Source organism: Providencia sp. PROV236 (assembly GCF_033676985.1).
Taxonomy (GTDB): Bacteria; Pseudomonadota; Gammaproteobacteria; order Enterobacterales; family Enterobacteriaceae; genus Providencia; species Providencia manganoxydans.
In genome coordinates this window covers 2,375,360-2,390,702 of record NZ_CP096297.1, presented here as the reverse complement: position 1 = coordinate 2,390,702, position 15,343 = coordinate 2,375,360, and the positions used below count along the sequence as shown (strand labels likewise).

The following is a 15,343-nucleotide window of genomic DNA, read 5'->3' as shown; positions in this document are numbered from 1 at the left end:
AAAAATGAAACAGCGAGAGTTAATAAATAAATATAGCAATACACTCTCTGTGACCTGCTTCGTCACCGTATGTATGATGCCAACATTTTATGCATGGAGTGCTGAAGGCACAACCTACGAATTTAATAGTGGGTTCATAGTAGGCAGCAAAGATAATGTTGATTTAGAACGCTTCAACACGACTGCAATCAGTGAAGGTAAGTACTCTGTTGATGTATATACTAACGGTAATTGGAAAGGTCGCTATGATTTAAATGTTGTTCAGCAAAAAGATGGCAAATTAGGTGTCTGTTATACACCCGCTATGTTGAGTAATTTTGGCGTTAATTCAGAAAAATTAAATCCGCAATTGAATGCGCAAGAGTCTACTTGTTCCCCGTTGAATGAGTGGAATGCAATGAAGGACGTAAACGATACTTTCAGTTCTTCGAACCTACGTCTAGATATTTCAGTTCCACAAATTTACGAGCAGCGTTTATCACGTGGTTATGTCGCTCCGCAATTTTGGGAAAAAGGTATTCCTGCGTTAAATTTAGCGTATATGGCCAATTATTATGATAGCCATACTAGCGGTTCTCAAGGTCAAAATGATGCCAGTGCTTATTTAGGACTTAATGCAGGTTTATCGGTTGATGGCTGGTTACTAAAACATATTGGTAATTTAAGTTGGCAGCGTTCAGGAAGTACGAGTTGGAACAGTAACCAAACCTATCTGCAAAAGCCGATTGCTGATATCAAATCAAAAGTGACTGCCGGCCAGTTTTATACGGATGGTGATCTTTTTGACAGTATTGGGTTACGCGGGGCAAGAATTGCTACTGATGACAGCATGTATCCAGATGGAATGACATCATATGCACCCGAAATTCGTGGTGTCGCACAAAGTAATGCATTGGTGACGGTTAGTCAGAACGGTTCCATTATTTATCAAACCTCAGTACCACCCGGACCGTTTGTATTGAACGATGTTTATCCATCGGGTTACGGTAATGATTTAAATGTTACGGTGAAAGAAGCAGATGGTAGTGAAAGTAGCTTTAGCGTGCCTTATTCATCGTTAGCACAACTGTTACGCCCAGGGTTTACTCGTTACCAAGTCGCTGCGGGGAAATCAGATACTGATGGTTTGCATAATCGCCCGTATATTGTGCAGGGAACAATTCAACATGGCTTAAATAATACCTTTTCACTCTATGGTGGAGTGACTGCGTTTGATGATTATCAAGCCTATTTAATTGGGACGGGTGTAAATACGGGTATTGGTGCTGTTGCAGTTGACGTTACACAATCACGAACAGCATTAAAACACCGTACTGATAATGGTCAAAGTTACCGAGTAACGTTTAACCGTTTAATTACTGAAACAGATACGAATATCTCGCTAGCTGCATATCGTTATTCAACGAAAGATTACTTCAATGTAAACGATGCATTATATGCAATTGATTATGATAAACGTGGTATTGCAAATAACAGATGGCGCGAAAAGAATGGTTTTAGCTATACGGTAAACCAAAATCTGCCTGAAGGGTTTGGGGGACTTTATTTTACTGGGCGTATCTCTAGTTATTGGGAACGTTCAGGAACGGAAAAGCAATATCAATTTAGCTATAACAATCAATTTCAACGAGTTTCTTATTCTATTAACTTTATGCGTGTTTATTCGGACAATAATAATAATGGAAAGAAAGATGATCGTATTAGCTTAAATATTAATCTTCCTCTTTATTATGGTGATAGCCGAAGCACGACACTAACATCAAATACAACGTTTAATAACGAAAAATTTGGCTCTACTCAGCTTGGGGTTAATGGTGCATTTGATGACGAAAATAACTGGACTTACGGGCTCAACACTGCGGCAGCAAATGGTGGTGAGTATAGTGTCGCAATGAACACTGGTTATCGTTCACCGTATGTTAATACCAATGCTAACTACAGCCAAGGCCAAGGTTATAGGCAATATGGCTTAGGCGCTAACGGCTCTGTCGTTATACATTCGGGCGGTGTGGTTCTTACACCAAATACGTCAGCGACGATGGCTTTGATTGAAGCCGAAGGGGCTGAAGGGGCATCAATTACAAGTGCGCCGGGGGTGCGGGTGAATAAGGGGGGTTATGCTTTAGCACCTTATGTTAGACCTTATCGCATCAACAATATTGAAATTGACCCTAAAGGGAGCCCTGAAGATATTGTGTTTAATAATACCGCAGAACAAGTGGTTCCATATGAAGGCAGTATTGTTAAAGTAAAATTTGGCACAAAAGTTGAGCGCAATCGTACCTTTAATGTTGTACGTCTCGATAAAAAACCAATGCCATTCGGCGCTGAAGTGACTAACCAGCAAGGCGAATCAATTGGTGTAGTTGGACAAGGCGGTACAGTATTTATTAGTAATGAAGAAGCAAAAAATGCTTATGTGAAATGGGATAACGGTCAGTGCGTATTTTCTCTGGAAGCCGGAACCAGTAAGGATAGTGTATGTCGATAAATGTGATTTTACGTAATGGGATAGCGCTGGTGGCAGTGCTATCAAGTATCTCCGCATATGCGGCATGTACGGCAATAAATCAAAATCCTGTTGTTGTAAATATGCAAATGGGAAGGGTTATTGTCTCGCCAGATTTACCTGTCGGTAGTGTTATCAAAGAACAACCATTTCCAATGCCATCTAATGTTGGAACTTACGCGTCATGTGATGGACAAACACCTATGGAAGCTATTGTGACAGCGATCGGAATGACTGAAGGCGCTAATAAAGTTTATAGCACCAACGTCCCTGGCATTGGTTTGCGATTCGAAAGAATTGGTTCTATTTCTATGATTTACCCGGATGTTTATAAAATAAATGGTAATCGCTGGCAAAAATTTTCAGTGAGCTTAGCTAAATCTACATTTAAATTACAAGTTATTAAAATTGCAGAAAATACAGGCTCTGGAACTATTAATGCAGGTGAATACACTCGGTATGGCTATCAAGTTGCTTCTGGTGGTATGCCTGCTTTAATTACTCGATTAGACGCAAATGCCATTACCATCGTGTCACCCTCTTGCAAAATTACCACAGGTAAAAATCAAGATGTGATCTTACCGCCGGTGAATCGTACAGAGTTTAGAGGTGTAGGAACAACGGCTGGTGAAAAACAATTCCCAATTAATTTACTTTGCAATGGTGGGATCAGCATTTCCCCTGATTCTATTGCCGTGAATATGACCTTTGGTGGAACCAAAGCACCTAATACCCCAATAAATAAAGGTGTATTAGATAATGCGGCAAAAAATTCTATGGCTCAGGGGATTGGTGTTCAAGTACTAACGGATAAGAACAAAGAGTTAGAATGGGGCAAAATTTATAAGGTCGGTGAGTTAACTAGCGCGCAAGATAAAGAAATTCGTATGAATTATATCGCTCGTTATTATCAGTTTGGCTCAAAAATTTCTGCCGGTGAAGTCGAAGCTAAAATGTTATTCAATATTACTTATGACTAACAGGGGATACCTAATGAAAAACTGGTTACTGATAATGCTCCTGTCTGTATTGAGCTGTGCAAATGCTACCGCTGCGTTGGAAGCAAATTATGATGAAGGTCTGGTCAATTTCGCAGGGAAAGTCGTTGATATTTCTTGTGAGATTTCAGTTAATGATCAAGGTAGTGATGCGAATATTTATCTAGCTCCCATTTCATTATTTGAAATTCATAATAGTGAAGGCGGGGCTTATATGAAGTCTAAAATGTTTACCATTAAACTATCACAGTGCCAATCGATTAGTCATAATGGTGAAGTCGTTGATGCTGATTTAAATAAAATTAGTGTAGCGTGGTCAAATGGTTACTTGGTACCTAAAACTAATTTTGAAACATCAGGATTGCTAAAAAATATGTTAGCAGATGGAGCTCAAAATATTAACTTTGCACTATCGATTAATAATAATACAACGTTAGATGCAGATAATAAAATTGTGCCAGCTGATCCTGCTCAGCTTAAAGTCATTCCTAAAGTTTCCGATAATAAGGATGCTATATTTCAATATTATATCGGATATACAACAGGATCCCCTAAAACGGTGACAACAGGTTTAATGGCAAGTTATGCCACTTATGAAGTACAGTATAATTAAAAATATAAAAAATATTTAATTTAAAATAAATAAAGCACTTCTAATGTATAGTTAGGAGTGTTTTTTATTGTTAGATAATAAAATAAAAATAACATAGCGTTCAATTTGCTATGTTATTTTTATATTTGATTTCAAATTTTTGACGGTATGATTGTATGGTTCAAAAAGAGTAATGAGAACTATGATAATTTTAAATAAAATATTAAATTACATTTTATTATGGATGATAACGCTTTCTGCTGTATATTTTAACTCTTGATTTTTGATACCCGTATTACTATCTTGAATTGAATAATCCTCATCAGAAATACAGCCTTGAAAGAACCAGTCTATAGGGCACTTTAAGGCGATAGCTATACTAACTAGATGATTTAAAGGTATTTTGTTGATTCCGTTTTCATAGCGAGATATTTGCTGTTGGCTAATATTTAATATTTTGGCTAAATTAGCACCCGAGAGTCCTAATTCTTTTCGCCTTGCTTTTATCTTGATTCCAATAAAATAATGAATGTCCATGTGACACCCTCGATTGATAAAGGGATTATAGTGAATGCTAATGCATAATAAAATTATACAATATATAAAATATTAAAAAAACAATTAATTTCAATATCGACAATATTTAATTTGTGTATGTCTGAAAGGGAATGAGCGATTTTTTTAGTTGGAATCATCAGGTGCTGATAATTTACACATGTAATAGTGAGGCGATGTAATGTTTTAGGTTTTTATTTTTGTTTTTGGCAGTTAATTTTATGATGGGAAAATTAAAATATAAAAAATATTATATAAGGAGTGTTTTATGGGTATCTACATGAAATAAAATATAATGAATTAAATTTTAGTTTAAATTCGTTTTGGGAAGGTCTTAGTTAGATTTTTTTGTTAATTGATGTGAGTTACTAATGATTATTTTCTATATAGTATTATGCTAATCATCAAATAAAGAGGAGCTTGAATATAGCATAAAATGAGAATACACGTAAATTGAGTATATTAAGATGCCGCTAAATAATTTTATAAAAAAGTTAAGTAAATTTTATTATTTGAGTTAGTGTATATTAATTAAGTATAAATACGTTATTTTATTACATTTTTATGATAAAAAAATGTAATATATAAAGCAGTTCATCATATGTTCCTATAATAAGTAACAGGATCAGCATTAATGTGAATGCACTAAAAGAAAGCAAATTTGTCATAACTAGCTTACTTATGCTTCGTTGATAGTATAAATGGATAGATTAAGTATAACCGAATTAGATTATGAAAAATGGGTAATTATGTAAACATACGTTTCTAGGAACTTAATCTATAAAATAGCCTTTCTGTATTTTATTTGTTTGTATCCTTTTGAATTTTATTGTTTTTAAGGTTTTAACTCGATTTGTTTTGGTGGTGGTTAGCTTAATATTTATGATCATAATCTTGATTATTTCAAATTGTAACAAAAATCTAATTTTCTTTAATCTAATTGAATTTATAGGTAAGGGGAGTCGATTAAATTAAACTTTTGTTGAAATAGAACTAATAGCGATAATTAATTATTAGGCTAAACAATAAATTTTACAAATTTCTCACATTATAGACTATAGTGAAAGTAACGGAATGTAATGTATAGCTATAACTCTTCAACTAAAGAGGTTCCCATAATGAAACTCTATATTTATGATCATTGCCCATTTTGTGTTAGAGCCAGAATGATTTTTGGACTTAAAAACATTGACGTTGAGCAGATCTTTTTGATGGAAGATGATAAAGCAACGCCAACGAAAATGATTGGCCGCAAGATGCTACCCATTCTACAAAAAGAGGATGGAAGTTACTTACCAGAAAGCTTAGATATTGTTCATTATGTTGATCAGTTAGCAGAGCCTAAAATCATTCAGTCCGAGGTTTCACCTGAAATTGATAGATGGTATCAAGCTGTTTCTGAAACGGTATATAAATTAGTTGTTCCTCGTTTTACTCAGGCTGAATTTCCTGAATTAAGTACGAAAGAGGCTAGAGCCGCGTATGTTGAGCGAGAAGAAAAGGCATTTGGTGATCTGAATATGCTACTAAAGGAAACACATACCTTGATTGTAGAATTAGAACCTCATATGGATGCCCTTGATATATGGCTAGAAAAACGGACAAACAGTTATAATATTGACGATATCATGATTTTTCCGTTATTACGCAGCTTATCTATTGTGAACGATATCCCATTTAGTACAGTAATACTCAATTACATGAAAGATATTGCGAAAATAACAGGGGTGAGTTTGTTATTTGACCAAGCCAAATAATTTTCTGATTATTCAAATGGTTAAAATCCCATTATTTCTTTATAATGGGATTTTTGTCGTCTTTACACTAATGATAAGTAATAGATTTAATTAATATAATCGCGTAGTGTGTATACCAGCTTATTTCTACCTTGAGTCAAAATTAGCTTTTTACCATGATAGGAAACCACTGAGCCATCAGTTAGCATTCGTTTAATTAACTTATCCCACTTCGATAAATCTTCATCAACGCACTCTAGTTCGGTTTTGGATAAGTGTTTAACTATCAGAACGGAGTCGCTGATGCGTCCCATGCCATAAAAATCATTGCACATTGTTGCCGAAATAAACATTTTTTCACCGAAAGAGAGTGTTGGCACGCCAACTTTACCCGTAATGGTATTGCCGTCCATTTCAGTCAACACAAAACTGTGATGAATGAGTTGTTGCTCAGTCACGTAATCATTATTATCTGCGCTGACCTTTGCAGTTTGGCAAGTGGTTAATAAAAATCCTAGTAACATTAAAGGAATAATCCGTTTCATTATTTCCAGTCTCTGTTAGGATTTGACTATATTAGGACAAGTGTCACCACGGGCTAATTGGCGGATATTCCCTAATGTTGTTTCACTAATACTAGTTAATGCTTCATCGGTCAAAAATGCCTGATGGCCTGTGAATAATACGTTGTGGCATGATGAAAGGCGGCGAAAAATATCATCTTGGATCACATCATTTGATTTATCTTCAAAAAATAGTTCACGTTCATTTTCATAAACATCCATACCAAGAGAACCTATTTTTTGTGCTTTTAGAGCATTGATTGCAGCAACTGAATCAATTAACGCACCTCGACTAGTATTGATGATCATGACACCATCTTTCATCTTTTTAAACGCTTGTTCATCTAATAAATGGTGATTTTCAGGTGTTAAAGGGCAGTGTAGTGAAATGACATCAGAGTTTTTATATAATGTGTCTAAATCAACGTATTCTGCACCTAAATCGAGAACAGCTTGATTTGGGTATGGGTCATGTGCCAGTAAGCGCATGCCAAACCCTTTTAGGATCCGTAGTGCTGCTTGACCAATTTTACCTGTACCAATAATACCAGCCGTACGGTTATGCATGTTAAAACCGGTCAAACCTTCTAGAGAGAAGTTTGCGTCACGAGTACGTTGATAAGCGCGGTGAATACGGCGGTTAAGGCATAACATCATGCCCACAGCATGTTCTGCAACAGCTTCGGGTGAGTAGGCTGGTACGCGAACGACTTGGATCCCGAGTTCTTCCGCGGCCACTAAATCAACATTGTTAAACCCTGCGCAGCGTAAAGCTAAAATATGAATATTCAGTGCCGCTAGCTCTTCTAAAACCTCACGGCTGGCATCATCATTAACAAAAATACAAACAGCATCAGCCCCAACAGCATTTTTTGCAGTTTGTACGGTTAATGGAAAATCAAAGTATTCGATATTAAAATCAAAAGCGGATCCTTGATTGACTTGATCCATATGTTTGCGATCATACTGCTTAGTACTATAAGAAACGATTTTCATCTAAGGAACTCCGTGTACTATTTTAGGAACCAAAACAAAAAATAATAAGGTAGTAAAAGCCGGTAGCTACCAAAACTTAAATCAGAATAAGATAATTATTACTGTAAATCACCAAAAAAATACGGAAAATAATGAGTTATTAAACTTTGACTCTTAATAATAGTCGTTTAGAGATAAACAATATTAGTCAACACGAAAACAAGGACGCAGTTTAATGAAAAGGGCACTGAAATATTTATTGTTAAGCGTGATCGGGTGCTTAGTGCTCTTATCAGTTTTATGGGTAACGGTAACCCGTTGGCTTCCTGTTGTCGCTAAAGTTTATCTACCTGAGAATGTGACGTTGTCATTAAGCCAACCTATTTTGAACAACCAGCAGCTACTGGTTGCTAACATACAACTGAAAGTGGGTAATTGCTTGTGGTTTGATGCTAAAGATAGTCGTTTTTCTCTTTTTCCCATGCATTTATTGGTGAAAACACTGTCTGAGGATAACCAATGCCTTAGCCAATTATCGAAAAATGAACATACTGATGACTCACCCATTTCAATTATTGATATTATTGATAGTCTCCCTGCATTTTCTGTTGTAATTGAAAACGTAGAAGTCTCTCCTTGGGGGCAATATCAAGGAAGTTTTTGGTTACATAATCGTAAAGGGGCTTCACTAGCACTAGATTATAATGGTGAAAATGTTGATTTATCCGCTTATATCACGCCAACTAATCAGCTAGTGATTGAACGTTTTTCTGTGCAATTGCCAGATCAAGAACAACGTCTTTATCTCAATGGTGAATTGAGTTTGCCGTTAACCACCGATGAGCTTCCTTCTACAGGTGTGCTAGATGCGGAATTTGTTTTATCTCAACCTGCAAAATTGTTACAAGCTAAATTACATTGGCAAGATAAGCAGGGGAGTATTTCCCTTTATGATAAAAGTACGGGGGATGAGATTGCACATTTACCTTGGCAATTTGATGCAAATGTTTTTCGTGTTGTCGATGGACGCTGGCAATGGGAAGAAAGTGGTATTCCATTACATGGTGGCATAGCATTCCAAATAAAAAATTGGCAGGCAGATATTGCTGATATGGTCATCAGTGGCCGCACAAATATGGTGACCGAGGGTAAAAAAGGGAAAGCAAACATTGTGCTAACGCTTCCTGAAAATAAAATTAATTTACTTGAGACCGCGATTACGTTTGGGCTAAATGGGCAGCTGAAATATGATGATATGATCTTGGATATTCATTTGCCTTCTCAAATTACAGGGCCGATTGTTGCTCCGGCTATTTCATTTCGTTCTGGCTCACTCTTAAGAGCTTACGGTCGAGTATCGCCAACGTTACTTTTACAAGAGGCTCGCTTGCCATTAGCTGGAACAATGCTGAGTGCTGAAGGTATTTCTGGGCGCCTACAAGCTATTTTGAAAGTAAAAGAGCAGTATTGGGGGAGTTTTGCTATTCATTTAGATGGGAAAGCGAACAAATTTACGCCTGACCAAGGTAAGTGGTTTTGGAATTACTGGGGAAATGCTCATTTACCTTCACTAGCCGCAAATTGGGATATAAAAGGTCAAGGTAGCTGGCAAGATACCTTAATTACTCTGAATACATTGAATACAGGTTTTGATCAGATCAAATATGGGTTACTTTCGATGAAGGCTACCCGCCTAATTTTAACGAAACCTTTATTGTGGCAGCGTGATCCAATTAAAGAGCATTTTCAAGGCGAATTACAGCTCACCAGCGATCGTATGCAATTTGGTTCTGCGAGTTATTTACCTAAAATTACCACCAATGCAGCGCTTAATGGGAAATCACCTGCTGATTTTCTATTGAAAGCGGATTTAAGCACGAAAGAAGTCGGGCCAATTGTGATTTTTAGCCGTTGGGATGGTGAACGTTTTAGAGGGCAAGCACGTTGGCCAGAGCAGTCAGTTAGTGCATTTCAGACCTTGATACCTAGCGATCTTGGGATAACCTTGCGAGAGGGTAAATTATTTTCGCAGGCAGCATTTTCCATTGATCCAGAAACAGGATTTATCGCGGGTGGGCACTGGCGAGTGGAAAATACTGGATTGTGGCTTAAAGATGGTGAGGTTAGTGGCCTAAATTTTGTTTTACCTTGGAAGTTGCAAGATAGTACTTGGACGTTAGGTGAAAAATCACCAGTAAAGTTACGCATAAAACAGCTAACCAACTTGTTTGAATTAACCGAAATTCGTGCTGATTTATCAGGAACCTATCCACCGACAGAGATAAAACCCTTAAAACTGAGCAATGTAGGGTTTAAGATGCTTGGAGGAGAGGTTAGCCTAGATTTATTACGTTGGCCTCAAAAACAGCCCGCGACCATTCGATTACATCAAATTGAATTGAGCAGACTATTTACTATATTGAAAGTTACGCAGTTTGCCGCTTCAGGCAAAGTTGATGGTGAATTGCCTTTTTATCTGAATAATCCCGAATGGATTGTACGCAATGGTTGGATGGAAAATAGCGGCCCGCTTGCTTTACGCCTTGATACTCAATTTGTTGAATCGATTAAGAAAGATAATATTTCTGCGGGTTCAGCGATGGGCTGGTTACAATACCTAGAAATTTCACGCAGTCGCACTGATGTCAACATCACTAATTTAGGCCTATTAACGATGAAAACGATCATTCAAGGTTTTAATTCACAAGAGTCTAAAAAACGTGAAGTTCACTTAAACTATACACACGAAGAGAACATTTTTCAGCTGTGGCGTAGCTTACGTTTTGGTAGCAACTTGGAAGAATGGTTAGAAAAGAACCTCTAAAGGAAAAGGAATAAAAGTGAAAACTTTAAATCTATGCGCATTCACGTTAATGAGTATGATGCTGACAGGGTGCTTAAGGGTCGAGGTTGCGACACCTGATAAGCCTATTAATATCAATATGAATGTTAAGATTGAACATGAAATACAGATCAAAGCAGATAGACAGGTTGAAGATCTACTTAAAGAAAACAGTGACCTTTTTGGTAAGGTGGATACGCAATGAAATATTTTTTTCGAGTACTGCTCTTATCTAGCTTATTCACATTCTCTGCTTACGCACTAACGGTTGATGAAGCGAAAGATCAAGGCTTAGTTGGCGAAACATTGTCAGGTTATTTAGCGGTGGTTAACACCAATAATTCTACAGTGACTCAATTGGTGGATGATATAAATCGCGAACGTGAAATTAAATACAGTGAAATAGCAGCAAAAAATAACCTACAGACTAAAGATGTTGGTAGAATTGCGGGACAAAAGTTAGTTGAGCGAGCCGGTAGTGGCGAATATGTTCGCGGTATTAATGGGCAATGGCTTAAGAAAAAATAGTCGCTATATGAAATCATTTGTTGATTAAACAATATTGATACATTTTGACTGTGAATAGATGCGCTCAAACTTGCTCAATTATAGAAATAATATAAATAATAAGGATTTAACAAGTGAAATCCATACTGACAGCTCTAGAAGCTGATATTGGACAAACTTCATTGCGTGATCAGTGGTTGCTAAAAAAGCGCCTCCATGGGATGACTAAAATTACTAATGAAAAGTCACGCGCCGCGGTATTAAATACGATTAAAATAGATATTGAAACAGCTAAGCAAAAAATAGCCAATAAACTGCTAAATCCAGCCAAAATTATCTATCCAGAAAATTTACCTGTTAGCCAAAAGAAACAAGTTATTTATGATGCGATAAAACAACATCAAGTCGTGATTATTGCCGGTGAAACCGGATCAGGAAAAACGACGCAGATACCTAAAATCTGTCTGGAGCTTGGGCGAGGTATTAAAGGATTTATTGGTCATACTCAGCCAAGACGTTTGGCTGCTCGGGCAGTCGCTACGCGTTTGGCTCAGGAACTTGAAAGCGAAATAGGTACCATTGTCGGCTATAAAGTTCGTTTTAATGACCAAGTCGGTGATAATACCCAAGTCAAATTAATGACTGACGGTATTTTGCTGGCAGAATTACAAAACGATAAATTATTGTTGCAATACGATACGATTATTATTGATGAAGCGCATGAACGTAGCTTGAATATTGATTTCATCTTAGGTTACCTTCGCCAGTTATTACCAAAACGTCCCGATTTAAAGGTGATCATTACCTCTGCGACTATCGATCCTGAAAGGTTCTCACGTCATTTTAATCAAGCGCCAATCGTTGAGGTGTCTGGTCGTACTTACCCTGTTGAAGTTCGTTATCGCCCAATTATGGGGGATGATAATGATAGCGAGCGAGACCAGATAGATGGCATCATAGATGCAGTGAATGAACTTGGGCAAGAAAGTGCGGGTGACATTCTTATTTTCATGAGTGGTGAGCGCGAGATCCGCGATACCGCAGATGCATTAACAAAATTGCAGTTACGTCATACTGAGATCCTACCGCTGTTTGCTCGTTTATCTAATAGTGAGCAAAACCGCATATTCCAACCTCACGGTGGGCGACGTATCATTTTAGCGACGAATGTCGCAGAAACATCACTCACTGTACCCGGTATTAAATATGTTATTGATACTGGGTATGCGCGGATCAGCCGTTATAGCTTTAGAACCAAAGTACAACGTTTGCCGGTTGAACCTATTTCTCAAGCATCGGCTAACCAGCGCAAAGGGCGCTGTGGGCGTGTATCAGATGGTATCTGTATTCGTTTGTATTCAGAAGAAGATTTCCTAAGCCGCCCAGAATTCACCGATCCTGAAATTTTAAGAACTAATCTAGCCTCAGTTATTTTACAGATGACCTCAATTGGTCTAGGGGATATTGCTGCGTTTCCATTTGTCGAAGCGCCAGATAAACGCAATATTCAGGATGGTGTAAAACTATTAGAAGAGTTAGGTGGTATTAAACCACATAAACAAACAGAGCGAGGTTATACACTCACAGATATTGGTCGCCAATTAGCCCAATTACCTGTGGATCCTCGTTTGGCTCGAATGGTAATTGAAGCAAGAAAGCATGGTGCAGTACGTGAAACCATGGTGATTGTTTCTGCTCTATCGATTCAAGATCCGCGTGAACGTCCATTGGATAAACAGCAGGCTTCGGATGAAAAACATCGTCGTTTTCATGACAAACAATCTGATTTTTTGGCGTTTCTCAATCTATGGAACTATTTAAAAGAGCAGCAAGAAGAGTTATCTAACGCCCAATTTCGTAAAATGTGTCGTCAAGACTTCCTGAATTATTTGCGGATCCGTGAATGGCAAGATCTTTACACCCAACTACGACAAGTCATTAAAGAACAGGGCTTCGCGATTAATAGCGTCGCAGCTGATTTTCGCGGGATCCACACATCATTACTGGCGGGGTTACTCTCCCATATTGGCCAAAAAGATGTAGAAAAACCAGAATTTACAGGCGCTAGAAATGCACGATTTACTATTTTTCCAGGCTCTGGATTATTCAAAAAACCACCTAAATGGGCAATGGTTGCGGAGCTTGTGGAAACAACAAAATTGTGGGGAAGAGTTGCTGCATCAATTGAACCTGAATGGATTGAGCCGCTAGCGGAACATTTGGTCAAACACCATTACAGTGAACCTCATTGGTCTAAGTCGCAAGGTGCTGTGATGGCATCAGAAAAAGTGACGTTATATGGTTTAGCAATCGTTACAGCGCGACAAGTTAACTATAGTACGATAGATCCATTATTATGCCGTGAGTTATTTATTCGCCACGCCTTAGTGGAAGGGGATTGGGTTACTCGTCATGCATTTTTTAGAGAAAACCATAAACTACTTGCTGAAGTTGAGGACTTAGAACATAAATCACGTCGTCGTGATATTTTGGTTGATGATGAGACCTTATTTGCCTTTTATGATCAGCGTATTCCAAATGATGTCATTTCTGCTCGTCATTTTGATAGCTGGTGGAAATCAGCATCTAAGCTGCAACCTGATCTGCTTAGTTTTGAAAAAAACATGTTGATTAAAGAAGATGCGGCGAATGTTTCCACGCTGGATTATCCTAATTATTGGCACCAAGGTGAGTTAAAATTCCGTTTAAGTTATCAATTCGAGCCGGGCACTGATGCAGATGGTGTAACGGTACATATTCCTTTAGCTATTTTGAATCAGGTACAAAATTCAGGTTTTGATTGGCAAGTACCGGGCTTGCGACAAGAGCTGGTTGTTGCGTTAATTAAGTCTTTACCAAAACCCATACGACGTAATTTTGTACCTGCGCCAAACTATGCCGAAGCATTTCTTGAGCGAGTACCAGTACCCGACGGTAGCATTTTAGATAAGCTAGAGCGTGAATTGCGCAGAATGACGGGAGTCACCGTTGATCGTGAAGCTTGGCAGTTAGAACAGTTACCTATTCATTTAAAAATGACTTTCCGTGTGGTTGGTGAAAAGAATAAAACCATCGCCGAAGGACAAGACCTTGATGTATTAAAAAATAGCTTGAAAGAGAAAGTGCAAGAAACACTTTCGGAAGTGGTTGATGATGGTATAGAACAAAGTGGCTTACATATATGGAGTTTCGGTGAGCTACCGCAGCGTTATGAACAAAAACGTGGCGGATATTCAGTCAAAGCTTACCCTGCATTAGTTGATGAAAAAAATAGTGTTGGGATCCGAGTATTTGAAACTGAGTTTGAACAACAACAAGCAATGTGGGCAGGTGTTCGCCGATTACTATTACTAAATATTCCATCGCCAATTAAATATTTACATGAGAAGTTACCGAATAAATCTAAACTCGGTTTGTACTTTAACCCTTATGGTAAAGTATTAGAATTAATTGATGACTGTATCGCTTGTGGTATTGACCAACTTATTGATAGCTATGGCGGACCAGTATGGTCAGAAGAGGGTTTTAATCAGCTGCAAGATTTTGTCCGTGCTGAGTTGAATGATGCGGTTGTTCATATTGCTAAACAGGTTGAACAAATTCTCACCGCTGTATTTGCTATTAATAAGCGTTTGAAAGGTCGCGTTGATTTTTCAATGGCAATGGCACTTTCTGACATAAAAGCACAAATGTCAGGTTTAGTCTTTAAAGGCTTTGTCACCGAGCATGGCTGGAAGCGCTTAGCTGATGTGTTACGGTACTTAAATGGAATTGAACGTAGATTAGAAAAGTTAGCGATAGATCCAAATAGAGACCGTGCTCAATTAAGTAAAGTTGAGCACGTGACGAATATGTGGCAGCAATGGAAAGCCAAGCTAACACCAGCGCAGTTGAAGCTACCTGAAGTTCAAGAAATTCGCTGGATGATAGAAGAATTGCGTATTAGTTTATTTGCGCAGCAATTAGGAACACCATATCCAATCTCAGATAAACGGATTATTCAAGCAATGGAAAGCTTGAGCCAATCCCTTTAATGATTAGTATAAGCCTGTGAGCCCTCGTTTTA

At 37.8% G+C, this 15,343-nt stretch carries 11 protein-coding genes; 8 read left to right on the top strand and 3 right to left on the bottom strand.

Annotation, left to right across the window (positions count from 1 at the left end):
- Positions 1-4 precede the first annotated feature (4 nt).
- From M1E96_RS10610 to M1E96_RS10600, 3 genes are read left to right on the top strand one after another with little or no spacing between them, the layout of a single operon-like run.
- Positions 5-2,491 (top strand): fimbria/pilus outer membrane usher protein, encoded by a 2,487-nt coding sequence (locus M1E96_RS10610; protein WP_272579790.1) that lies wholly within the window; start codon positions 5-7, stop codon positions 2,489-2,491.
- Positions 2,482-3,489 (top strand): fimbrial protein, encoded by a 1,008-nt coding sequence (locus M1E96_RS10605; protein WP_140187752.1) that lies wholly within the window; start codon positions 2,482-2,484, stop codon positions 3,487-3,489. Before M1E96_RS10610 ends, M1E96_RS10605 begins: the two co-directional genes overlap by 10 nt.
- 13 nt (positions 3,490-3,502) lie before the next feature.
- A complete protein-coding gene (locus M1E96_RS10600; RefSeq protein WP_070929586.1) occupies positions 3,503-4,120 on the top strand; it encodes a fimbrial protein in 618 nt (205 codons plus the stop codon).
- 207 nt (positions 4,121-4,327) lie between these two features.
- Here M1E96_RS10600 and M1E96_RS10595 read toward each other — a convergent pair whose 3' ends face one another.
- On the bottom strand, positions 4,328-4,636 hold the full coding sequence (locus M1E96_RS10595; RefSeq protein ID WP_140180178.1) for a helix-turn-helix domain-containing protein: 309 nt from the start codon (positions 4,634-4,636) through the stop codon (positions 4,328-4,330).
- Between the two features lie 1,136 nt (positions 4,637-5,772).
- Here M1E96_RS10595 and grxB point away from each other — a divergent pair.
- Entirely contained in the window at positions 5,773-6,411 is a 639-nt protein-coding gene (grxB, locus tag M1E96_RS10590) for a glutaredoxin 2 (protein ID WP_272579792.1), read from the top strand.
- Between the two features lie 86 nt (positions 6,412-6,497).
- On the opposite strand, the gene M1E96_RS10585 is transcribed toward grxB, so the two are convergent.
- Together M1E96_RS10585 and M1E96_RS10580 are read right to left on the bottom strand one after the other, a co-directional pair.
- Positions 6,498-6,935, bottom strand: a complete 438-nt coding sequence (locus M1E96_RS10585; RefSeq protein ID WP_369426994.1) for an META domain-containing protein — start codon at positions 6,933-6,935, stop codon at positions 6,498-6,500.
- 15 nt (positions 6,936-6,950) lie between these two features.
- Positions 6,951-7,949, bottom strand: a complete 999-nt coding sequence (locus M1E96_RS10580) for a 2-hydroxyacid dehydrogenase (RefSeq protein WP_070928625.1) — start codon at positions 7,947-7,949, stop codon at positions 6,951-6,953.
- A 214-nt stretch (positions 7,950-8,163) separates the two neighbouring features.
- On the opposite strand from M1E96_RS10580, the gene M1E96_RS10575 reads away from it, so the two are divergent.
- The 4 genes from M1E96_RS10575 to hrpA all read left to right on the top strand — a co-directional run bounded on the left by M1E96_RS10575 (position 8,164) and on the right by hrpA (position 15,311).
- The gene (locus M1E96_RS10575) at positions 8,164-10,752 is read left to right on the top strand and encodes a YdbH family protein (protein ID WP_272579794.1); all 2,589 of its coding nucleotides are present in this window, start codon (positions 8,164-8,166) and stop codon (positions 10,750-10,752) included.
- A gap of 49 nt (positions 10,753-10,801) precedes the next feature.
- Positions 10,802-10,975 (top strand): YnbE family lipoprotein, encoded by a 174-nt coding sequence (locus M1E96_RS10570; protein ID WP_139158679.1) that lies wholly within the window; start codon positions 10,802-10,804, stop codon positions 10,973-10,975.
- Complete coding sequence (locus M1E96_RS10565; protein WP_070928620.1) at positions 10,972-11,298, top strand: YdbL family protein; 327 nt, start codon at positions 10,972-10,974, stop codon at positions 11,296-11,298. Before M1E96_RS10570 ends, M1E96_RS10565 begins: the two co-directional genes overlap by 4 nt.
- A gap of 113 nt (positions 11,299-11,411) precedes the next feature.
- Complete coding sequence (gene hrpA / locus M1E96_RS10560; RefSeq protein WP_272579795.1) at positions 11,412-15,311, top strand: ATP-dependent RNA helicase HrpA; 3,900 nt, start codon at positions 11,412-11,414, stop codon at positions 15,309-15,311.
- Positions 15,312-15,343 lie beyond the last annotated feature (32 nt).